Origin of the sequence: Mesorhizobium sp. WSM3224, assembly GCF_000427725.1 — a bacterium.
Lineage (GTDB): Bacteria > Pseudomonadota > Alphaproteobacteria > Rhizobiales > Rhizobiaceae > Mesorhizobium.
Window position 1 is genome coordinate 1 of the sequence record NZ_ATYO01000005.1, and the last position, 21,252, is coordinate 21,252.

Annotated in this window: 19 protein-coding genes; 11 read left to right on the forward strand and 8 right to left on the reverse strand. The window is 63.7% G+C overall.

What is annotated here, in order from left to right:
- The 4 genes from YU3_RS36360 to YU3_RS0110545 all read left to right on the forward strand — a co-directional run.
- A partial coding sequence (locus YU3_RS36360; RefSeq protein WP_036258278.1) for a T1SS-143 repeat domain-containing protein occupies positions 1 to 521 on the forward strand: 521 nt, incomplete at its 5' end.
- A 236-nt stretch (positions 522 to 757) separates the two neighbouring features.
- Entirely contained in the window at positions 758 to 1,555 is a 798-nt protein-coding gene (locus YU3_RS40505) for a hypothetical protein (RefSeq protein WP_027166202.1), read from the forward strand.
- 75 nt (positions 1,556 to 1,630) lie between these two features.
- Positions 1,631 to 3,376 (forward strand): type I secretion system permease/ATPase, encoded by a 1,746-nt coding sequence (locus YU3_RS0110540; protein ID WP_027166203.1) that lies wholly within the window; start codon positions 1,631 to 1,633, stop codon positions 3,374 to 3,376.
- A gap of 3 nt (positions 3,377 to 3,379) precedes the next feature.
- Positions 3,380 to 4,906, forward strand: a complete 1,527-nt coding sequence (locus YU3_RS0110545) for an HlyD family type I secretion periplasmic adaptor subunit (RefSeq protein ID WP_027166204.1) — start codon at positions 3,380 to 3,382, stop codon at positions 4,904 to 4,906.
- Between the two features lie 107 nt (positions 4,907 to 5,013).
- Here the strand turns inward: YU3_RS0110545 and YU3_RS0110550 are convergent, their stop codons facing one another.
- Positions 5,014 to 5,316, reverse strand: a complete 303-nt coding sequence (locus YU3_RS0110550) for a DUF982 domain-containing protein (protein ID WP_027166205.1) — start codon at positions 5,314 to 5,316, stop codon at positions 5,014 to 5,016.
- 308 nt (positions 5,317 to 5,624) lie between these two features.
- Here YU3_RS0110550 and YU3_RS0110555 point away from each other — a divergent pair, with 308 nt between their 5' ends.
- Positions 5,625 to 7,082 carry an NCS1 family nucleobase:cation symporter-1 gene (locus YU3_RS0110555; protein WP_027166206.1) on the forward strand — a complete coding sequence of 486 codons (1,458 nt, stop codon included), beginning with the start codon at positions 5,625 to 5,627 and terminating at the stop codon, positions 7,080 to 7,082.
- Between the two features lie 44 nt (positions 7,083 to 7,126).
- Here the strand turns inward: YU3_RS0110555 and YU3_RS0110560 are convergent, their stop codons facing one another.
- The 5 genes from YU3_RS0110560 to tpiA all read right to left on the reverse strand — a co-directional run bounded on the left by YU3_RS0110560 (position 7,127) and on the right by tpiA (position 12,201).
- Complete coding sequence (locus YU3_RS0110560; RefSeq protein ID WP_027166207.1) at positions 7,127 to 7,672, reverse strand: DUF1697 domain-containing protein; 546 nt, start codon at positions 7,670 to 7,672, stop codon at positions 7,127 to 7,129.
- Entirely contained in the window at positions 7,672 to 9,309 is a 1,638-nt protein-coding gene (locus YU3_RS0110565; RefSeq protein WP_156913442.1) for a CTP synthase, read from the reverse strand. The genes YU3_RS0110560 and YU3_RS0110565 overlap by 1 nt, the downstream gene beginning before the upstream one ends.
- A gap of 130 nt (positions 9,310 to 9,439) precedes the next feature.
- Positions 9,440 to 10,570 carry a L,D-transpeptidase gene (locus YU3_RS0110570; protein WP_027166209.1) on the reverse strand — a complete coding sequence of 377 codons (1,131 nt, stop codon included), beginning with the start codon at positions 10,568 to 10,570 and terminating at the stop codon, positions 9,440 to 9,442.
- A gap of 212 nt (positions 10,571 to 10,782) precedes the next feature.
- Entirely contained in the window at positions 10,783 to 11,286 is a 504-nt protein-coding gene (gene secG, locus YU3_RS0110575) for a preprotein translocase subunit SecG (protein ID WP_027166210.1), read from the reverse strand.
- A gap of 147 nt (positions 11,287 to 11,433) precedes the next feature.
- Positions 11,434 to 12,201, reverse strand: coding sequence for a triose-phosphate isomerase (gene tpiA / locus YU3_RS0110580; protein ID WP_027166211.1), 768 nt, complete (start codon positions 12,199 to 12,201; stop codon positions 11,434 to 11,436).
- 143 nt (positions 12,202 to 12,344) lie between these two features.
- Here tpiA and YU3_RS0110585 point away from each other — a divergent pair, with 143 nt between their 5' ends.
- From YU3_RS0110585 to glp, 5 genes are read left to right on the forward strand one after another with little or no spacing between them, the layout of a single operon-like run.
- The gene (locus tag YU3_RS0110585; RefSeq protein WP_027166212.1) at positions 12,345 to 14,240 is read left to right on the forward strand and encodes a peptidyl-prolyl cis-trans isomerase; all 1,896 of its coding nucleotides are present in this window, start codon (positions 12,345 to 12,347) and stop codon (positions 14,238 to 14,240) included.
- Complete coding sequence (trpD, locus tag YU3_RS0110590; RefSeq protein WP_027166213.1) at positions 14,237 to 15,247, forward strand: anthranilate phosphoribosyltransferase; 1,011 nt, start codon at positions 14,237 to 14,239, stop codon at positions 15,245 to 15,247. Before YU3_RS0110585 ends, trpD begins: the two co-directional genes overlap by 4 nt.
- A 4-nt stretch (positions 15,248 to 15,251) precedes the next feature.
- On the forward strand, positions 15,252 to 16,103 hold the full coding sequence (gene trpC / locus YU3_RS0110595) for an indole-3-glycerol phosphate synthase TrpC (RefSeq protein ID WP_027166214.1): 852 nt from the start codon (positions 15,252 to 15,254) through the stop codon (positions 16,101 to 16,103).
- A gap of 60 nt (positions 16,104 to 16,163) precedes the next feature.
- Positions 16,164 to 16,646, forward strand: a complete 483-nt coding sequence (gene moaC / locus YU3_RS0110600) for a cyclic pyranopterin monophosphate synthase MoaC (RefSeq protein ID WP_156913443.1) — start codon at positions 16,164 to 16,166, stop codon at positions 16,644 to 16,646.
- Positions 16,646 to 17,851 carry a gephyrin-like molybdotransferase Glp gene (gene glp, locus YU3_RS0110605; RefSeq protein WP_027166216.1) on the forward strand — a complete coding sequence of 402 codons (1,206 nt, stop codon included), beginning with the start codon at positions 16,646 to 16,648 and terminating at the stop codon, positions 17,849 to 17,851. The genes moaC and glp overlap by 1 nt, the downstream gene beginning before the upstream one ends.
- 74 nt (positions 17,852 to 17,925) lie before the next feature.
- Here the strand turns inward: glp and YU3_RS0110610 are convergent, their stop codons facing one another.
- Together YU3_RS0110610 and kynU are read right to left on the reverse strand one after the other, a co-directional pair.
- Positions 17,926 to 18,756 carry an alpha/beta hydrolase gene (locus YU3_RS0110610; protein WP_027166217.1) on the reverse strand — a complete coding sequence of 277 codons (831 nt, stop codon included), beginning with the start codon at positions 18,754 to 18,756 and terminating at the stop codon, positions 17,926 to 17,928.
- A 60-nt stretch (positions 18,757 to 18,816) separates the two neighbouring features.
- Complete coding sequence (gene kynU / locus YU3_RS0110615) at positions 18,817 to 20,064, reverse strand: kynureninase (RefSeq protein ID WP_027166218.1); 1,248 nt, start codon at positions 20,062 to 20,064, stop codon at positions 18,817 to 18,819.
- Positions 20,065 to 20,517: 453 nt separating this feature from the next.
- Between kynU and lexA the strand changes: the two genes are divergently transcribed.
- On the forward strand, positions 20,518 to 21,252 hold the full coding sequence (lexA, locus tag YU3_RS0110620; RefSeq protein WP_027166219.1) for a transcriptional repressor LexA: 735 nt from the start codon (positions 20,518 to 20,520) through the stop codon (positions 21,250 to 21,252).

The window sequence follows — 21,252 nt, forward strand, 5'->3', positions numbered from 1 at the left end:
CCACCCAGGCCACCGGCAGCGTGACGCCGCTGTTCAACTCCGGCGCCGATGCGCCACTGACCTTCAGCCTCAATAGCATCACCAGCGGACTGCCCGCGCTGACCTCAGGCGGGGTGACGGTGACCTACTCCGTCGTCGGCAACACGCTGACGGCTTCGGCGGGCGCGAACACGGTGTTTACGTTCGCGCTCAACGGCACGACCGGCGCCTGGACCTTCACGCTCGTCGATCAGCTCGACCATCCGACGCTCAATGGCCAGACGGGTGACGATACCGAGAACGACCTGGCGATCAATCTGAGNTCGATCCTGCGCGCCACCGACGCCGACGGCGACACGGTGGCGGCGGCGGCCAACGCGCTGATCGTTACGGTCGACGACGACACGCCGACCATAAACCCGGCCATCGCGGACGGCCTGGTGGATTTCGCGGCTGGCAGCACCGTGACCAAGTCGCTAAACGGCTCGGTCGGCGCCGATAGCCCGGCACCTATAGCATCACCAGTTCACCGGCCACACTGACGATACTGGACGGCACATCCTCGCAGCTGACCCTGCTCAAGGACCTTACCAACAACGACACCGTTGCCACCTACTACAAGGATGTCGATGGCAGCGGCACGCACACCGCCGGAGACATCGATTTCTTCAAGCTGACTCTGTCGGGCGGCAACTACACCTTCGATGTCCTTCAGAATCCTCCGCCCGCGGAGCTCAATTTCAGCTTCGCCGGAGCACCCTCCGGCAGCAATCTGTTCATGATGTTCGGCAGTCCGACCTCCGCCCAGATCGTGGTGATCGGGGAAGACCCCCTGAACCAGTCCCAGGGCGGGAACATCACCACCAAGGATGTGCTCAATATCAGCCAGGCCGGCAGCACCACCTCGTTTGGCGTCAACGGCAACCAGATCAACCCCGGTGAAGGCGCTTTCATCACCTTTGTCACCGGCGCGAACACGAACTTCCTCGTGCCCAACCTGGACCAGAACGAGGCCGACGTCGAAGCCAACATCGACTTCACGGGTGTGTTTAATACGAACACTGCGTCCTTCACGGTCAACCAGACCAACCCGGGCGTCGGACCCGTCACTGTCAAGATTACAGCCTTCAACACCACCGCAGAGCCGGGGGTGAATTTCGTCGACGGGCTCACCAGCGACACGCACGTGAACATCGCGTCGTTTTCGCTCACCGACTTCGTCGTCAAGACCGGCAACACCCAATATACTCCGAGCGCGACGATCGACGCCGACGGCAACTTGATCATCACCGGCCTGAGCACCGGCGACAAGGTGTCGTGGACGACCAGCGGAACCCACGACCGCGTGCTGATCGAAAACATCAGCGACGCGGATGGCATCACCGGCAACGACAACAATACTTTCGACATCGGCGGCTTCAGCCTCAGCCAGGCTCAGCCGGCCCCTGATGAGAAACTCGACTTCACCGTGCAGATCGCCGATTTCGACGGCGACACAGCGAGCGACAGCTTCTCCATCGGCATCGATGGGACTGGCATCTTCAACGACAACCATGTGGAGGGCGTCATAGCCTAACGCGATCCGGCCGGGCGCCTGCCCTGGCGCCCGGCTCGGCATTGACCTTAAAGCATCGAAACGGGGGGCTCCGAGATGCAACCAAGACCGCAATTCCAGGAGGTGATGCATCTGGCGCACCGACAGGCGCCCGCCCTTCTGCTTTTCAGCCTACTCGCCAATGTCCTCTTGCTCGCCAGCACCGTCTACATGCTGCAGATCTACGACAGGGTGCTGTCGAGCGGCTCCGTCGACACGCTGCTTTGGCTCACCCTTGCCGTCATCGGTTCCATCGCCGTCTACGGCCTGCTGGAGCACTCCCGGCGCATGATGCTGGGACATATAAGCCAGTGGTTGGACGACCAGCTCAGCGTTCCGGTGGTCGAACGCGCCATGGAAGCGCGCCTCGCCGGCAGCGGCATCGAGGCGGGCCTCAAGGATCTCGCGGATCTGCGCGGCTTCGTTGCCGGCGACGGCATGCTGACCTTTCTAGACGCGCCATGGACGCCAGTCTTCCTGGCCTTCATGTGGCTGCTGCATCCGGCACTGGGCGTCGTCGGCCTAGCCGGCGCCGTGCTCCTGTTCTGCGCCGCGCTTGCCAATGATTTCCTCACCCGACGCAAGGCCCAAGAGGCGGCGACGGGTCTGCGCCGCAGCCAGGCCGCCGTCGGCCAATATGTCGAGGGCGCCGAGACATTGCGCTCGCTCGGCATGTCCGAGCCGGCGCTGCGGCGCTGGGAGGAGAACCAGCAATCGCTGATGGAACTCCAGTGCCGGCTCTTTCGGCGCACCACCATCATAGGCAGTCTGTCGCGCTCGCTGCGCCTTGCCCTGCAGGTTGCCGTGCTGGGACTCGGCGCCTATTTCGTGCTGCGCCGCGAACTGACACCGGGCTCGATGATCGCGGCCTCAATCCTGCTTAGCCGCGCGCTGGCACCGATCGAACGCTCGATCGGCGCCTGGCGCAGTCTGGTTAGCGCGAGGGCCGCCCGCCGCAACCTGATGAAGCTTTTCGCCGACACTGCTTCGGTGCAAAATGCTGGCGTTACCCTGCCTCGTCCTCGGGGCAGGCTGAAGCTCGACAACCTGCACTACTGCACGCCGGCCACGTCGCAACCACTGCTGAGCAAGGTAGGCTTCGGCGTCGAACCCGGGCAAACCTGCGGCGTGATAGGGGCGTCCGGCTCCGGCAAGACCACGCTCTGCCGTCTCATCGTCGGCGCGCTGCGGCCCTCATTCGGCCATGTCAGGTTGGATGGCGCCGAGGTCTGGAACTGGCCTTCCGATGAACTGGGCCAGCATATTGGCTATCTGCCGCAACAGGTTGAACTATTCCCGGGAACGATCGCCGAAAACATTGCGCGCCTGCGTGACGTCGACAGCGAATCGGTCATCGCCGCGGCGCAGCTCGCCGGCATCCACGAAATGATCCTGCGGCTGCCAAACGGCTACCGGACCGAGGTCGGGCCGCACGGTGTCCGGATCTCACGTGGTCAGCGACAGCGCATCGCACTGGCCCGGGCGCTGTTCGGCGATCCGCCGCTGGTCGTTCTCGACGAACCGAACACGGGCCTCGACAGCGATGGCGAGAACGCGCTGTTCACCGTGCTCCAGCAGCTGAAGGATCGGGGCCGCACCGTCATTCTGGTCACCCATCAGATCAATCTTCTGCGCACGGCCGATCATGTCGTCTTCATCAAGGACGGCAGCGTCTCGATGTTCGGCACCCGCGACGAGGTGCTCGGCGCGCTCAACGGACAGGCCAAGCGAATCCCCGTAGCGCCCGCAATACGGGAAAAGATTGCTGCCAACGAACCGGGAAACCTGAAGGCGGTGGAGTGAGCCATGGACCAGCGATTTGGCGACGTCTCGACAATGCTGAACGGGCTGGAAGATAGCCCGGGCGAACCGACCGCCAGGCTGATTATTTCCGCCGGGCAACTCATTGCTGCAGTGTCGATTTGGTTCGACGGGCTCGACCAGCCGAAGCGAATCGCCCTAGCGGCCGCCATCGGCGCGCTGGTCCTGCTGCTGATTTCCTGGCTGGTCCGGCGGCGGTCCCCCGCCCTCCAAGCGAGCAAGCGCGACCTGAACCGGCGCACGCGCCCCGCGCGCATGCTGGGCTACGTCTCGTCCATCGTCTTCGTCGGCGGGGTCGCCGCATGGTCTAGCGTTGCGCTGCTGGCAAGCGCCGTCGTCGCCAATGGCGTCGTCAGCCCGGAAGGTTATCGCAAGACGGTCCAGCATCTGGAAGGCGGCATCATCGGCAAGATTTATGTCAAGGAAGGCGACAAGGTCGGCGCCGGCCAGGTGCTCATCAGCTTGAACACAACGCAGGCTCAGGGGCGCTATGACGAATTGCAGACACACTACATCCGCCTTCTGGCGACCGAGGCCCGCCTGGTCGCTGAGCTTTCCGGCCAGGACCATATCGCCTTTCCCAACGAGCTGACCTCGACCAATAGCGATCTGGCGCGAAAGGTGGTCGTCGAGGAGCAGGCGCTGCTCGACAGCCGCCTCGCAACCCGCGAAGGGCGCACGCACATCCTGGAAAAGCGCATTGCGCAGATCAAGGAGCAAAGCACTGGATCGAGGGAGGTGATCGCCGCCCAGGCCGAGCAGCTCGGCCTGATCGACCAGGAGATTGCTTCCGCGCAGGAGATGTACAAGAAGGGCCTGGAACGTCTGCCGCGGATATTGGCCCTGCAGCGCGCACAGGCCGACATTCGCGCCAATCAGGCAACGAACCGGGCACAGGTAGCGCACAATTACCAGCAGATCGGCGAGACGGAGTTCCAGCTCCTTAATCTGCGCCAGCAGGACAGCGAAAGCGCCAACGAGGATCTTGCCAAAGCCCGCACTGATCTCGCCGAATTGCGCAGCCAATTGCCTTCACGCCAGGATGTGCTAACGAGGACGGATATCGTCGCGCCGATCGCCGGAACGGTGATGAATGTGCGTGTAACGACCGAGTCGGGCGTAGTCGCCAGTGGCCAGCCGCTTCTCGATATCGTCCCGGACGAGCCCAATCTGGTCATCGATTCACGCATCAAACCGGCGGATATCGACGTGGTGCATCCAGACATGCCCGCCCGCGTGGTGCTGACGGCATATCCGAGCAGGCATTTGCCGCAGATCCGTGGCCTGCTCACCTCGCTGTCGGCCGACCGGCTGACTGACGAGAAAACCGGCGAACCTTATTTCCTCGCCAAGGTCAAGGTCGATGCAGCCGAGATCGCACGGCTGCATGAGGTCCATCTGTCGCCTGGCATGCCGGCCGAAGTCATGATCCTGACCGGCGAACACACATTACTCGACTATATGTTGGCCCCGGTCGAGGCCTCTCTCACACGCTCTTTCAGGGAGAATTGAAACAACGGGGCGAATGAATATAAAACACCCCGTGACGTTGGCCCTAGGGCCCACGCCTCGCAACATAACGTCACCAGCAGCCAGGAGCTGCCTGAGGACCGAGCCAGCTAACGCCTCAGCGCGTAGACATTGTCCACGGGCGCACCGCCCAGCGGCAGCGCCATATCGTCGTCGAGCAACCGGGTGATGCGGGCAAAGCCGACAAAGGCTTTTCTCGCTTCCTCGGCCGACATCTTGCCCGACATAGCCGCCGCGCAGCAGTTGAAGGCGCATTGATAAACCGGGCCGCGTCGTCCCGTTGGCCACTTCCGCAGGAACACCATCGCCTCGGAGACGCTATCTACTTCCTCCACAGGATGTCCCTGCCCACGCGCAATTCGCACTGGGGTAAAGAAATGCAAGCGATCCATAGTTATCCTCCCGGTTCGACCGCAACGCGGTCGAACCCCACTAAACGCACGTCTCGCGAATCGGTTCCAAACAAATTTGATTGCTGCCGGAAAAACTTTGAAACCGGCTGTCGGCGCTCGACACACACGAGAGAGATCATGGCGACTCAGCGTGGTGCAGGCTCAGAGCCAGCGGATAAGGGCGATTCTCATTGAATGTCTTTAAGGCGAAAGCCGGCAAATGGGTTGCTTGCCGGTTCCCCTGCGTCAGGCTTAACCTCTGTGGTTAACGCGTGAGGGCGCGTTTTGCAAAAAGGGGAACACTTGCAATGACCATTCAAGGCGCATCGCCTGGCCTCTACAATGAGGACCTGGCTCCGGCAACGGTCAGGAACTGGGGACCGTTTTCGATCTTCAACGTCTGGACGTCCGACGTCCACAGCCTCTGGGGCTACTACCTGGCGGCAAGCTTGTTTCTGTTCTGCGGCGGCTTCGTCAACTTCGTCATCGCTATCGGCATCGGCTCGCTGATCATCTACGCGCTGATGAATATGGTCGGCTATGCCGGCGTGAAAACCGGCGTGCCCTACCCGGTGCTTGCCCGTGCCTCCTTCGGCATCTGGGGCGCCAACGTCCCGGCGCTGGTGCGAGCGATCGTCGCCTGCTTCTGGTACGGTGCCCAGACGGCCGCGGCATCGGGCGCCATCGTGGCGCTGCTGACGCGCCTGCAATCGTTCGACGAGTTCAACAAGAGCTCGCATCTTCTGGGACATTCGACCCTGGAGGTGATCTGCTTCGTCATCATCTGGGCGCTGCAGCTTCTGATCATCCAGAAGGGCATGGAAACGGTACGCCGCTTCCAGGACTGGGCCGGCCCAGCCGTTTGGGTGATGATGCTGATCCTGGCGATCTATCTTTGCGTGAAATCGGGCACTTTCGCTTTTACCAGCGACATCCCGATGGATGTGCTGCTGGACAAGACCAAGGACGCGGGCGTGCCCGGTGAGCCGGGATCGTGGACCGCGCTGTTCGCGGTGGCCGCGATCTGGGTGACCTATTTCTCGGCGCTCTATCTCAACTTCTGCGACTTCGCCCGCTACGCGCCCGACAAGACGGCGCTGCGCAAGGGCAACATCTGGGGCCTGCCGGTCAACCTGATCCTGTTCTCGCTGGTCGCCGGCGTCACCACGATTGCCGCCTATGACGTCTACCACGAGGTGCTGCTCCATCCCGACCAGATCTCGGCCAAGTTCGACAGCTGGTTCCTGGCGGCGCTTGCGGCGCTCACCTTCGCGGTGGCGACGCTCGGCATCAATGTCGTGGCGAATTTCGTCTCGCCGGCGTTCGACTTCTCCAACGTCTTCCCGCGCCAGATCGACTTCAAGAAAGGCGGCTACATCGCGGCACTGATCGCACTGGTGCTTTATCCCTTCGCGCCGTGGGAAGGCAGTGCTGCTTCCTTCGTCAACGTCATCGGCGCAACGATGGGGCCGATCTTCGGCGTGATGATGGTCGACTACTACCTGATCCGCAAAAGCGAGGTCGATGTCGAAGCCCTCTACCGCGAAGACGGCGAGTTCCGCTTCCAGAGCGGCTGGCACGTCAACGCCTTCATCGCCGCCGGCATCGGCGCGGTCTTCTCGTCGATCCTGCCCAACTTCACCAACTGGCTGCCGTCCTGGTGGGGCGTCTATGGCTGGTTCTTCGGCGTGGCGATCGCGGGCGCCGTCTATTATGTGCTGCGCACCATGGCTCTCGGCGCCGGAGCCAAGGTGGCCAAGGCTTGAAACAGGGCAGTAGGCAGTAGGGATCAGGCAATAGAGAATGCCGCCTACTGCCTACTGCCTACTGCCTCGGCCAGCCTGCGCACCGTGTTCCAGTTGCGCGACGTGCCGATGCCCAGGCGCTTGTGATTGACGGCGGCAAGCAGCCGCGAGCTCGGCCGCTCGCGCGAGAAGACAAGCCAGATATCGCCGTCGACCCAAAATACTTTCTCATCGTCGGCAGCATAGGCCTGGAGCGCTGCAACGGCATCCGCGGGCAGCGGCTCGCGCATCACGCGCACTGCAACCTGATCGGCCGCATCGGCGGATTCAGCCGGAAACGGATTGGCGGCAGCAAGCCTCAGCCAGCCCTCGGCGCGGCGCACGATGATGTCGACATGGCGGCCGAAGGTTTTCTCGAAGGCCTTTTCCAGCCGCTGCTCGAGCTTTGAAATTTCACCGGCCCGGGCCTCGAACACCAGATTGCCGGTCGCCACCAGCGTGCGGACGTTCTTCAGCCCCAGATCCTCGGCCATCGCCTTGAGGTCGGCCATGACCACGCGCCGGCCCTCGCCCAGAATGATGCTGTAGAGCAGCGCGACGTAAGTCTGCATCAAACCAGGCGCGACTGATCCACTGCCGCCGATATGAAGCTCGCGAACAACGGATGCGGGTCGAGCGGCCGGCTCTTCAGTTCCGGGTGATACTGCACGCCGATGAACCACGGATGGTCAGGATATTCGACCGTCTCCGGCAGCACGCCGTCGGGCGACATGCCGGCAAAGACCAGGCCGCAATCCTCCAGCCGCTGCTTGTAGTCGACGTTGACTTCGTAGCGGTGCCGATGGCGTTCGGAAATCTGCGTGTCGCCATAGATATCCGCTATTTTCGAGCCCTTGGCGAGTTCGGCCTGGTAGGCGCCGAGCCGCATCGTGCCGCCGAGGTCGCCGGCGGCCCTGCGCTTCTCCAGCATGTTGCCCTTCAGCCATTCGGTCATCAGGCCGACAACCGGCTCATTGGTCGGGCCGAACTCGGTCGACGACGCATGGTCGACACCAGCCAGCGAGCGGGCCGCCTCGATGCAGGCCATCTGCATGCCGAAGCAGATGCCGAAGTAAGGCACCTTGCGCTCGCGCGCGAACTTTGCCGCCAGGATCTTGCCTTCCGAGCCGCGTTCGCCAAAGCCGCCGGGAACGAGAATGCCGTGCACCTTCTCCAGCCACGGCGTCGGGTCTTCCTTCTCGAAAATCTCGCTTTCGATCCAGTCGAGCTTGACCTTGACGCGGTTGGCAAGGCCGCCATGCGACAGTGCCTCGATCAGCGATTTGTAGGCGTCCTTCAGTCCGGTGTATTTGCCGACGACTGCGATCGTCACCTCGCCTTCCGGATTGTGGATGCGGCTGGAGAGCGCCTGCCAGGGCTCCATGCGCGGCTTCGGCGCCGGATCGATGCCGAAGGCGGCCAGCACTTCCGAATCCAGCCCTTCCTTGTGATAGGCCATCGGCACGTCGTAGATGTGCGGCACGTCGAGCGCCTGGATGACGGCGCTCTCGCGCACGTTGCAGAACAGCGACAGCTTCCGGCGCTCTTCCTTCGGGATCGGCCGGTCGGCGCGCACCAGCAGGATGTCGGGCGCAATGCCGATACCGCGCAATTCCTTGACTGAATGCTGTGTCGGCTTGGTCTTCAGCTCGCCGGCCGTCGGGATGTAGGGCATCAGCGTCAGATGCACATAGACCGCGTTGTTGCGCGGCAGGTCGTTGCCGAGCTGGCGAATCGCTTCGAGGAACGGCATCGCCTCGATGTCGCCGACCGTGCCGCCGATCTCGCACAGCACGAAGTCGTAATCTTCATTGCCGTCCAGCACGAAATGCTTGATCTCGTCGGTGACGTGCGGGATCACCTGCACGGTCGCGCCGAGATAGTCGCCGCGCCGCTCGCGCTCGATGATGTTCTTGTAGATGCGGCCGGTGGTGATGTTGTCCTGCTGGTTTGCCGAACGCCCCGTGAAGCGCTCGTAATGGCCAAGATCGAGATCGGTCTCGGCCCCATCATCGGTCACGAACACTTCGCCATGCTGGTACGGCGACATCGTTCCGGGGTCGACATTCAGGTAAGGATCGAGCTTTTTGATCCGGGCGCGATAGCCTCGCGCCTGCAGAAGAGCCCCAAGGGCCGCTGCGGCAATGCCTTTTCCAAGTGAGGAAACCACGCCGCCTGTGATGAATACATATCGCGCCATGGGAGTCATCGCTTAACGCGGCCTGATTGATTCCGCCAGAGAAAAAACCGCCGCGAGGGCTTTTTCCCATGAAGGCGCTGGGAGTAGTCAAAACAAAAGGGCCGGCTGAGCCGGCCCTTTCGGTAGAATGGTGGAGGCGTCAGATGATGACGACTTTGGTGCCCACTTTCACCCGGCTGTAGAGGTCCATGACGTGCTCGTTGATCATGCGGAAGCAGCCATTGGAGGCGCTGGTTCCGATCGATTGCGGCGCGATGGTGCCATGGATGCGCAGATGCGTGTCCTTCTTGCCGTCATAGAGGTAGATGGCGCGCGCGCCGAGCGGGTTTTCGCCGCCGCCGGCCATGCCGTCCTTGTACTGGCCGTAGTGCTTCGGCTCGCGTTTCTGCATGTCGAGCGTCGGGATCCAGCGCGGCCATTCCTGCTTGTCGCCGACAGCCACGGTGCCCTTGAACTGCAGGCCTTCGCGGCCGACCGCGATGGCATAGCGCCGCGCCGTGGAAAAGGATTCGACGAGGTAGAGGCGGCGTGCGCTGGTATCGATGACGATCGTGCCCGGCTCATAGCCGGTGAACGTGACGTCCTGCGGCACGAATTCCGGCTTCACCTTGAAGGGCCGCTTGGTGTCCTTCCTGGCCAACGCCGAATCAAGCGCGCGGGTCTCGGGCAGATAGCTGATCGAAGTCGATCGTCCGCCGCCGCCGAAGAGACCGTCGAACAGACCGCCGCTGCTTGCCTGCTTCTGGCCGGGTTGCTCACTGCGCAACTCGCCGGTATTGCCGGTGGCGGTGACGTTCATGGCCTCAGCCGGGATCGGCTCCTCGGTGTTGAGCGAGGCGATCGGCGCCATTGGCTCCAGCGGCGCGATGATCTTGGTGGTCTTCTTGGCCAGCTTGGCGTCGGCGACTTCAGACGCAGCGTTCCCGCCGCCCTTCTTGGCGAGCCATTCCTGACGCGCGGCATCCGCCTTGGCCTTGGCCGCCTCGCGCATCGCCAGTTTGCGGGCCTCGAGCGCCTTTTCCTTGGCGGCTTCCTTGTCGGCCGCGATCTTGGCCTCGAGCTTGCTGATCTGCGCGAGATCGTCCGAGCTCGGATTTTTCTTCTTCTTGAGAAGCCTCAGCTGCGATGCGTCGCCCTTGGCGGCGACATTGATGGCGTCAGTCTTCTCGAATGACGGTGATGTGGCCAGATTTGCCGGTCCGGCAAGGGCCGCGGAACCCATGCCGAGGACGGCACAGACTCCCAAAATGATGAAGCTGCGAAGCTGCATGGCGAAGATCCGATCGTTCTATACGAGTTGCCCACGGCGTCGCCCGGCGCCCCCCAAGGGCGCCGAAAGTGCCGCGCGCAATCTATAATCGATTAGCCGTCATCGCCTCAAGCTGAGGCAGGCGCTACGCCCGGTTGAATCTTCGTGATCGGGCGGCATTTGCCGCGACTGTGTTCAAAGAACAACAGATCGCGGCCCAGGTGCTTGCCCGGCTACTGGTTCGGAACCTGCGGGGTGACCGGCAAGGTGACGCCGTTGGCTGCCGGTGGCGTGGTTGGATTCGCGGGCGCCGGGGCTGCCGGGGCCGGAGCGGTGGTGCCATTGGCGAGCGGCGTGGTGGTCGTCGTGCCGCCCGACGGAGCAGCGGGGGCCGTGCCGCCGGCCGGAGCCGCGGGCTTGGAGGTGCCCACCGGTCCGTTGGAGCCCGGCAGCTGGTTGAGCACGCCGTTGCCCGAGGTCGACGTCGCCGGACGATCGAGAATGTCGATCGGCTTTTCGCCGTAACGGGCAATGATCGACAGCGCCAGCGACGTCACGAAGAACGCGGCCGCCAGGATTGCGGTGGCGCGGGTCAGCGCGTTGGCGGCGCCGCGCGCCGTCATGAAACCGGAACCGCCGCCGATGCCCAGGCCGCCGCCTTCGGAGCGCTGCAGCAGCACCACGCCGACAAGGGCGAGCACGACCATGAGGTGGACAACAATCAGTACGGTTTCCATAATTTATCCTGGCGAGGCCCTGCTCGGCCGCGCATACGACCGGTGTTTTGGAGGCGGCTCCTTACAATGCTTTGGCGGCATTTCCAAGCCCGTGGCCGGGAATATGGGAAGCAATGCGGCCATTACAACGATTTATACCGCATGAGCCTAGGAGATGTTCATGTAAGCTTCCGCGATGGCGAGGAAGTCGGCCGCCTTCAAGCTGGCGCCGCCGACCAGCGCGCCGTCCACATTCTGGACGCCCAGCAGTTCAACCGCGTTGGACGGCTTGACCGAACCGCCATAGAGAATGCGCATCCTGGCAGCGGCATCGCCGAGCAATCCGGTGAGCTTGCCGCGGATATGCGCATGCGCCTCGGCGACGTCGGCGGCGGTCGGCGTCAGTCCGGTTCCAATGGCCCAGACCGGCTCGTAGGCAATGATGCTGTTGGCGGTGGTGGCACTCGCCGGCACGGAACCGTCGAGCTGACGCGACAGCACATCGAGCGTCGCGCCAGCTTCGCGTTCGGCGCGCGTCTCGCCGATGCAGATGATGGCCACCAGCCCTGCCCGCCAGGCGGCCGATGCCTTGGCATGGACAATCGCATCGTCCTCGCCGAACAGCTCGCGGCGCTCGGAATGGCCGACGATGACGTGGCTCGCGCCGGCGTCCTTGAGCATCTCGGCTGAAATCTCGCCCGTAAAGGCGCCGCTCTCCTTGGGATGGCAATCCTCTCCGCCGGCGCGCACCGGCGTCCGCGACAGGATCTCGGCGGCGCGCTGGAGCAAAGTCGCCGGCACGCACACCACCGCTTCGGTCTCCGCATCGAGTCCGCTCATGAACCCGTTGCCGATCGACCGCAACTCGTTGAGGGAGGCGCTGGTGCCGTTCATTTTCCAGTTGCCGGCGACAAGCGGACGGATTCCAGGGGTCATGGGGTGCGTTCTCCGAGCGACATTAAGCAGCGCCCTCACTACCAAAATCAGGTCACAAAGCAATCGACAGTGGGCCGGAAGGGCGCTATTGCGCTTGTTTCAGACTCGGCGCATGCGAAAATGCGCATAAATCGGAAGTATGCATGCTTGGTATATTGAGAAGCGCGGCGGGCACCTGGGGCGCGAAGGCGTTGCTGTCCTTGCTGGTGATAAGTTTCGCCGCCTGGGGCATCACCACGCGCATGGTGGGCGGTGCGCTGGGTGGCCATCATGCGGTGATCACCGCCGGCGGCACGGAGGTCTCGATCAACGAGTACCGGCTCGCCTATGATCGCCAGCTCAGCATGCTGTCGCAGCAATATGGCCAGCGCGTCACCCATGAACAGGCCAAGCTGCTCGGTGTCGACAACCAGGTGTTGTCGCAGCTCGTTTCGGGCGCCGTGCTCGACGAACAGGCGCGCAAGCTCGGGCTCGGGCTCTCCAAGGACCGGCTGGCCGAACTGACGCGCGAGGATCCGGCCTTCAAGGGCCCCGGCGGCCAGTTCGATCGCCGGACCTTCGAGTATCTCCTGCGCGAGCTCGGCATGCGGCCGGAGGACTATCTCAAGAACCGTTCGCAGGTGGCTGTGCGCCAGCAGATCGTCGAGGCGATTTCCGACGGCCTCAAGGTTCCGCAGACCTTCCTGAAGGCAGTCTCGCTCTATCGCGGCGAGGATCGCACGATCGACTATCTCGTGCTGCCGAAGACGCTGGTGCAGCCGATCGAGGCGCCGTCCGACAGCGCCCTCAACGCCTATTTCGACGCCAACAAGAAGAACTACGCCGCGCCGGAATACCGCAAGTTCTCCTATGCCCGGCTGGAGCCGCAGGACATCATGGATCCGTCCGCGGTGACCGACAGCCAGGTCAGCGACGACTACAACAAGAATATCGCGCGCTACACGACGCCCGAGATGCGCACCATCGAGCAGTTGGTGTTCAAGACGCCGGATGCGGCCAAGGCGGCTTACGATTCGCTGAAGGCTGGCGCCACTTTCGACAAGCTCATCACCGCTGAGGGCAAGACGCAGGCCGACACACTGCTCGGCACGCTGGCCAAGGATAAGATCGCCGACAAGGCGGTGGCCGATGCGGCCTTCTCGCTCAATGCCAACGAGGTGAGCCCGGTCGTCCAGGGCGCCTTCGGTCCCGTGCTGTTGCGCGTCACCGAGATCAAGCCGCAGGTCGTCAAACCGCTTTCGGAAGTGTCCGCCCAGATCCGCAAGGACCTGGCGCTCGGCGAAGCGAGCCGCATCCTGCTCGACGTGCATGACAGTTATGAGGATACCCGCGCTTCGGGGGCTTCGCTTGCCCAGGCCGCCGAGAAGCTGAAGCTCAAGGTCGTCACCATCGACGCCATCGACCGGACCGGCCAGCGCCCGGATGGAACGATCGTCAACGACCTGCCGGAATCGGCCGAGCTCATCAAGTCGGTTTTCACGGCCGAGCCCAATACCGAGAATGAAGGCCTGACGACCACCGACAACGGCTTCGTATTCTACGAGGTGCAGTCGATCACGCCGGCGCGCGACCGCACGCTGGATGAAGTCCGCAAGAAGGTCGCGGCCGACTGGACGGAGGCCGAGACCGACAAGCGGCTCGACACGAAGGCGCAGGAGCTGGAGAAGCGCCTCAAGGCCGGCGCCACGCTCGACGTCATCGCCGGCGAGCTCAAGCTCGATAAACAGACCAAGCGCGGCCTGAAGCGCGAAGCCGACGATGCCGATTTCGGCAAGGAAGGTGCGGCGGCCATGTTCGGCGTCGGCGAAGGCGGTACCGGCTTGATCCCCTCGCCCACCGGCGACGGCCAGATCCTGTTCAAGGTCGCCGAGGTCTTCGAGCCGGCGGGCGCCGACGGCAGCGCCGTGCCGGACGATGCGCAGAAATCCTTCGGCGCCGGCATGTCCGACGACCTGCTCGACCAACTGGTGGCGCAGTTGCAGTCGCAATATGACGTTCGCATCGATCCGAACGCCGTTTCGCAAGCACAGACACGATGAGCGCGCTGAAGACACACATAGCAAAGGTCGCCGCCGGCACCGCGCTTTCCTTCGAGGAAGCCCGCGAAGCCTTCGACATCATCATGTCGGGCGATGCGACGCCCGGCCAGATCGGCGGCTTCCTGATGGCGCTGCGCGTACGCGGCGAGACGGTGGGCGAGATATCCGGCGCGGTCGCCACGATGCGCGCCAAGATGCTGCGCGTCGAGGCGCCGCACGGCGCCATCGACATCGTCGGCACGGGCGGCGACAATTCGCACTCGGTCAACATCTCGACGGCTTCCGCTTTCGTCATCGCCGCCGCCGGCGTGCCGGTCGCCAAGCACGGCAATCGCGGCCTGTCCTCGCTGACCGGCTCGGCCGATGTGCTGACGGCGCTGGGCGTCAGAATAGACATCTCGCCGGAAATGATCGGCCGCTGCATCCACGAGGCCGGCGTCGGCTTCATGTTCGCGCCGGCGCATCATCCGGCGATGAAGCATGTCGGGCCGACTCGCGTCGAGCTCGGCACGCGCACCATCTTCAACCTGCTCGGACCGCTGTCGAACCCCGCCGGCGTCAGCCGCCAGATGGTGGGCGTCTTCCTGCCGGAGTGGATCATGCCGGTGGCCGAGACGCTGAAGGCGCTGGGCGCCGATCACGCCTGGGTCGTCCATGGCGATGGCTATGACGAGATTACCACGACGGGCGAGACCCAGGTGGCGGAGCTTGTCGGCGGCGAGATCCGCAGCTTCACCTTGACGCCGGAATCCTTTGGATTGAAGCGGCACGCCAAGGAAGAGCTGCGCGGCGGCGACGCGGCCTACAACGCCAAGGAACTCCGCGATATGCTGGGCGGAGCGGCAGGTGCGTATCGCGACACGGTGCTGATGAATGCCGGCGCCGGGCTGGTCGTGGCCGGCAAGACGACGACGCTTGCCGACGGTATTGTCGCGGCGGCGCAAGCGATCGACAGCGGCCGCGCGCTTGCGGTGCTGGACAAGCTTGTCGAGATTTCGAACGGATAAGGCCTTGTCGGATATCCTGCGCAAGATCGAAGCCTATAAGCGCGACGAGATCGCGGCGGCGAAGCTCGCCGTGCCGTTCGCCGAGATCAAGGCACGGGCGAAGGACGCCGACGCGCCGCGCGGCTTTCTCGCGGCGCTTGAGACAAAGCGCAGATCGGGCAGTTTCGCCCTGATCGCCGAGATCAAGAAGGCCAGCCCCTCCCGGGGGCTGATCCGCGCTGATTTCGACCCGCCGGCGCTCGCAAAAGCCTATCAGCAAGGCGGCGCCGCCTGCCTTTCGGTGCTGACCGACGCGCCGTCTTTCCAGGGCGCCCCGGAATTTCTCACCAACGCCCGCAAAGCGGTGTCTCTGCCCGTGCTGCGCAAGGATTTCCTGTTCGATCCCTACCAGGTCTACGAAGCGCGCGCCTGGGGCGCCGACGCGATCCTGATCATCATGGCAAGCGTCGACGATGCGCTGGCGAGCGAGCTCGAAGCAGTGACGTTCGAACTTGGCATGGATGCGCTGATCGAGGTGCATGACGAGGCGGAGACCCAGCGCGCGATAAAGCTGTCGTCGCAGTTGATCGGCATCAACAACCGCAACCTGAGAACGTTCGAGACCAGCCTCAAGACCTCTGAGCGGCTGGCGCCGATGGTGCCGAGCGGTCGCTTGCTGGTCAGCGAGAGCGGCATCTTCACCCACGACGATTGCATCAGGATGCAGAAGACCGGCATAGGCACCTTCCTCGTCGGCGAGAGCCTGATGCGGCAGGAGGACGTGGCCGCGGCGACCGAGCTCATGCTGACGGGCAAGGCAGCGGCCAATGCATCGGCCCGAAAATCGATTTCGATTTTCGGAGGGCACGATGCATAGATTCAAAGTGTTAGAGCGTACTTTGTGCGTCCAAGTGGACGCACGTCGCTCTAAGGCCATCTGAAAATGGCCCTCACCCATCTCGGCGCCAAGGGCGAAGCCAATATGGTCGATGTCGGCGACAAGGCTGAGACGACCCGCACGGCAATCGCCGAAGGCTTTGTCTCGATGCGCCCTGAAACGCTGGAGATGATTCTCGCCGGCGACGCCAAGAAGGGCGATGTGCTGGGCACTGCCCGCATCGCCGGGATCATGGCTGCTAAGAAGACACACGAGCTTATCCCGCTTTGCCATCCGCTGCTTCTCACCAAGGTCGCCGTCGAGATCGAGCCGGACCGTGCTCTGCCTGGCCTCAAGATCACGGCGCTCGCCCGCGTCACCGGCAAGACCGGCGTGGAGATGGAAGCGCTGACCGCCGCCTCGGTCGCTTGCCTCACCATCTACGACATGGCCAAGGCAGCGGACCGTGGCATGGTGATTTCCGGCATCCGGCTGGTCGAGAAGACCGGCGGCAAGTCGGGCGACTACAAGACGGGTGCCTGATGGCGCTGGTTTCGGTAGCCGAAGCGCTCGAACGCTTGCTCGACGGCGCGGCGCCATTGCCGGGCGAAATCATTCCGTTGGCGGAAGCGGCCGGGCGTGTCCTGACGGAGCCGGTTGTAGCTCTACGCACGCAGCCGCCTTTCAACGCCTCGGCGATGGACGGCTACGCCGCGCGTTCCACCGATGTCGCGTCAGTGCCGGCGCAACTTGAGGTGATAGGTATTGCGCCTGCAGGGCGCGGCTTTTCCGGAACCGTCGGAGATGGCCAGGCCGTTCGCATCTTCACCGGCGCGCCGGTGCCCGAAGGCGCCGACACCATCGTCATCCAGGAAAACGTCCGCGATCTTGGCAACCGCAAGGTCGAGGTGACTGAGCCGACCGCGGCAGGACGCAACATCCGCCGCGCAGGCCTCGACTTCGGCCAGGGCGACGTGCTGCTCAAAAAGGGTCGCGCGCTCGATGCGGCAGCCCTCTCGCTGGCAGCGTCGGCCAACCATCCTGCCTTGAGTGTCGTGCGTCGGCCGCTGGTCGCGATCATCGCCACCGGTGACGAATTGCTGCCGCCGGGCAGCGCGCTTGGCCCCGACCAGATCATTTCGTCCAACGCCTATGGCGTCGCCGCAGCCGCCCAGTCGGTCGGCGCGCGAGCCCTCGACCTGGGCATCGCCGCCGACCGCGACGAGGCGATCGCCGCGCTGGTCAGGAAAGCGGTCGAGGCCGCCGCCGATGTCATCGTCACGCTTGGCGGCGCCTCGGTCGGCGATCACGACCTGATCCATGACGTGCTCACCGGCGAAGGCATGAAGCTCGACTTCTGGAAGATCGCCATGCGCCCCGGCAAACCGCTGATGTTCGGCCGGCTTGGCAATGTCCGCTGCGTCGGCCTGCCCGGCAATCCGGTGGCAAGCATCGTCTGCTCGCAACTCTTCCTGAAGCCGCTGCTTGCCCGGCTCGGCGGCCGCGATTACAGGCAGGACGTGCGAACGGCTAGGCTGGGTGCCGCGATGCATGCCAACGACCTCAGGCAGGACTATGTTCGCGCCATGGTGCGCGACGATGACGGCGCGCTGGTCGCGACCCCCTTCGGCATCCAGGACTCCTCGATGCTGCGGATGCTCGCCGACGCCAACGGCCTGATCGTGCGCGAGCCCTTCGCGCCGGCCGCAGAAGCCGGCGCCGAATGCAGCGTGCTTATGCTGCGGTAATACGTCGGCGCAGCCGATCGCCTATACGTCGACGCAGTCGATCGTTCATACGTAGACGAACTCGATAATAGTCCCTATTCGCCGACCAGCGTGCGGGTCAGGGGATGATCCGGATTGGCGAGACCATCGACAACATTGAAATGATGCCGATCCGGCTCGACCACTGAATCGGTAGCGGCGCCGAGCCCGGTCCAGATGTTGGCAAGCAACGCGCTCTGGCGCAGGAATTCCGAACGCTCGCCGCCGCCGACCCAACAGGTGATGCGGGCCCCCTGCATGGGCCGCAGCAATGCCGGGCTTTCGGTCAACGCTTCGCGCTCGTCGATATTCAGGGTTTCGTTCAGCGCCGTGAACATCAGCGGCCGAAGGTCGTGCAGGCCTGAAATCGAAACGACATGGCGTATGCGGCGCGCCACATCGGTTGACAGCGGTGAGGCCGCGGTCACCATCCGGCCGGCGAGATGTCCGCCGGCCGAGTGCCCGGCCAGCATCAGCGGACCATCGACCATGGCTGCCGCCTTCTCGATCGCGGCCGCGGCTTCGCCGACAATGCCGCTGATCCTGATCTCCGGGCAAAGCGTGTAGGAGGGCATGGCGACGGCAAAGCCGAGGCCAACCGCGCCTCCAGCCAGGTGCGACCAGGAACTCTTGTCCGACTCCATCCAGTAGCCGCCGTGGACGAACACAACGAGCCCTTTTGGCGCGGCAGGCGGGAGAAACAGATCGAGCCGGTTGCGCGGCGCTTCGCCATAGACGATATCGAGCCGCGCCCTGCCCTGCGCCAGCAGCTTTTCGCGAAATGCCTGCGCCGGGCCATCCCAGGCCGCAGGCCAACGGTCGCCGCCGGCGATATTGGCGCCGTTTGCATAGGCGTTGTCCCAGTCGACAATGCGGTGTCCCAGCACCAGTCCCTCCGCGATCAGGTCAATGTTGAATGGCTTTTGATTGACATAGTCGATTCAAAGTCAGGTAACGGTTGTTTTGACGGCGAAGCGTGCTTCTCGCCAGGCGCCGGTGCGCAAGATGTCTTCCAGCACGTCGACGGCATCCCAGACATCCCGGTAGCCGACATAAAGCGGCGTGAAGCCGAAACGAACGGTCGACGGCGCGCGAAAATCGCCGATCACGCCGCGCTCGATCAAGGCGCGCATCACCTGGTAGCCATGCGGATGGGCGAACGACACCTGGCTGCCGCGTTCGGCGCCGCGGCGCGGGCTTTCCAGCTCGAGACCGAAGGCGCTGCATTTGGCTTCGACAAGCCGGATGAACAGATCCGTCAACGCGATGCTTTTCTCGCGCACGGCCGTGACCTCGACTTCGTCCCAGAGATCCAGCGCTCCTTTCAGAGCCCGCATCGACAGCACCGGCTGCGTTCCGCACAGGAACCGCCGGATGCCGGGGCCGGCGGCATAGCCCTGCTCGAACGCGAACGGCCTGGCATGGCCCCACCAGCCACTGAGCGGCTGGCGAATGTCGCCGTGATGGCGGTTCGCGGCGTAGATGAAGGCCGGCGCTCCCGGTCCGCCATTGAGATATTTGTACGTGCAGCCGATGGCGAAATCGGCATTCGAGCCGTCGAGATCCACCGGCAGGGCACCGGCCGTGTGGCAGAGGTCCCAGACGATCAGCGCACCGGCCTCATGCGCCTTGCGCGTCAGCGCCGCCATGTCGCGCAGCCGGCCGGACTTGTAGTTGACGTGGTTTACCAGGATGACGGCGACGCGATCGTCGACCAGTTCCTCGATCGTCGCGGCATCGACACCTTCGAGCCGCAGCACCGTGCCGGGTCGCGTCGAAGCCACCCCTTCGGCCATGTACAGGTCGGTCGGGAAGCTGTCGCCCTCGGCAACGATCACCGAGCGCTCGGGACGCATTGCGAGTGCCGCATGCAGGACCTTGTAGATGTTGATCGAGGTCGTGTCGCACACCACGCTCTGGCCCGGCGCGGCGCCGATCAGACGCCCGAGCCGGTCGCCGAGCTCCACAGGCATGTCGAACCAACCGGCGGTATTCCAGGCGCGGATAAGGTCTCGCGCCCATTCCTGCTTCGCGGCCGTCTCGATCTCGCTGAAGACATTGATCGAAGCAGCGCCCAGTGAATTGCCGTCGAGGTATATAATGCCCTCCGGCAAGACGAAGCGATCGCGCATTGCGCGCAGCGGATCCGCGGCATCCATCGCCTCGACTTCAGCGAGATCGGGAATTCCCTTCATTATGCCACCGCCTCCCATTTCGACCCGGCGCCGCTCAGGGCAGGCCAAGGGCGGTTGTCTCACCACCGCTGGCGACAGGGCAAGAACCTTTCGTCCTATGTTAGCTGGTCCATAGACGGCGAAGACCACGGGCCGGAATCATCGCCAGGTTGGCATTTTGGGTTCGTTTCGTTCACGGTGCAGAACGCGCAACGAGCAGTGGACGCGACCCCACCCGGCACTTTCGTGATGGTGTCGCCTCTTGCTCCAGCTTAAGGACGGGCCGCAAAATCGAGCGGAATCAATGCCGCCGCCCTGCGAAGGGCGGCCAGGGCACCACCCGATGCAACATTGTTTCGGCAGCCTTAACAAATTCATTAAACTTTAAACGGTTGCGGAACACAACTGGAACAGATAGTGTTTGTTCTGGGTTTGTTTTTCTGATTCTGGTTTGAGAACCCATGGGGGCCGCCAATGCTGACGCGCAAACAACATGAACTCCTGATGTTCATCCATGAACGTCTGAAGGAGAGCGGGATTCCTCCATCTTTCGACGAGATGAAGGAGGCGCTGGACCTTGCCTCGAAGTCCGGTATCCATCGGCTGATCACGGCGCTGGAAGAACGCGGCTTCATTCGCCGGCTGCCTAACCGGGCGCGCGCGCTTGAAGTGCTGCGGCTGCCCGACTCGATCGCGCCTGGCCTGAATGCCGCGAGGAAGTTTTCGCCGAGCGTCATCCAGGGCGGCCAAGGCAATCTCGGCCGTCAGCTCAAGCCGGCAGCCACCTCGCGTACGCCGACCCCCAGCAATGACGACGACGTTGTTTCGGCCGTATCGATTCCGGTGATGGGCCGCATCGCCGCCGGTGTGCCGATAGACGCCATCCAGCACCAAACGCATTCGATCACCGTGCCCCCGGATATGATCATGGGCGGCGAGCATTATGCGTTGGAGGTCAAGGGCGACTCGATGATCGAGGCCGGCATCTTCGACGGCGACACCGTCATCATCCGCAATGCCAACACGGCAAGCCCGGGCGAGATCGTGGTGGCGCTGGTCGACGACGAGGAAGCGACGCTCAAGCGCTTCCGCCGCAAGGGTGCCTCGATCGCGCTCGAGGCCGCCAATCCGGCCTACGAAACCCGCATCTTTGGGCCCGACCGGGTCAAGGTCCAAGGCAAGCTCGTCGGGCTTATCCGCCGCTACTGA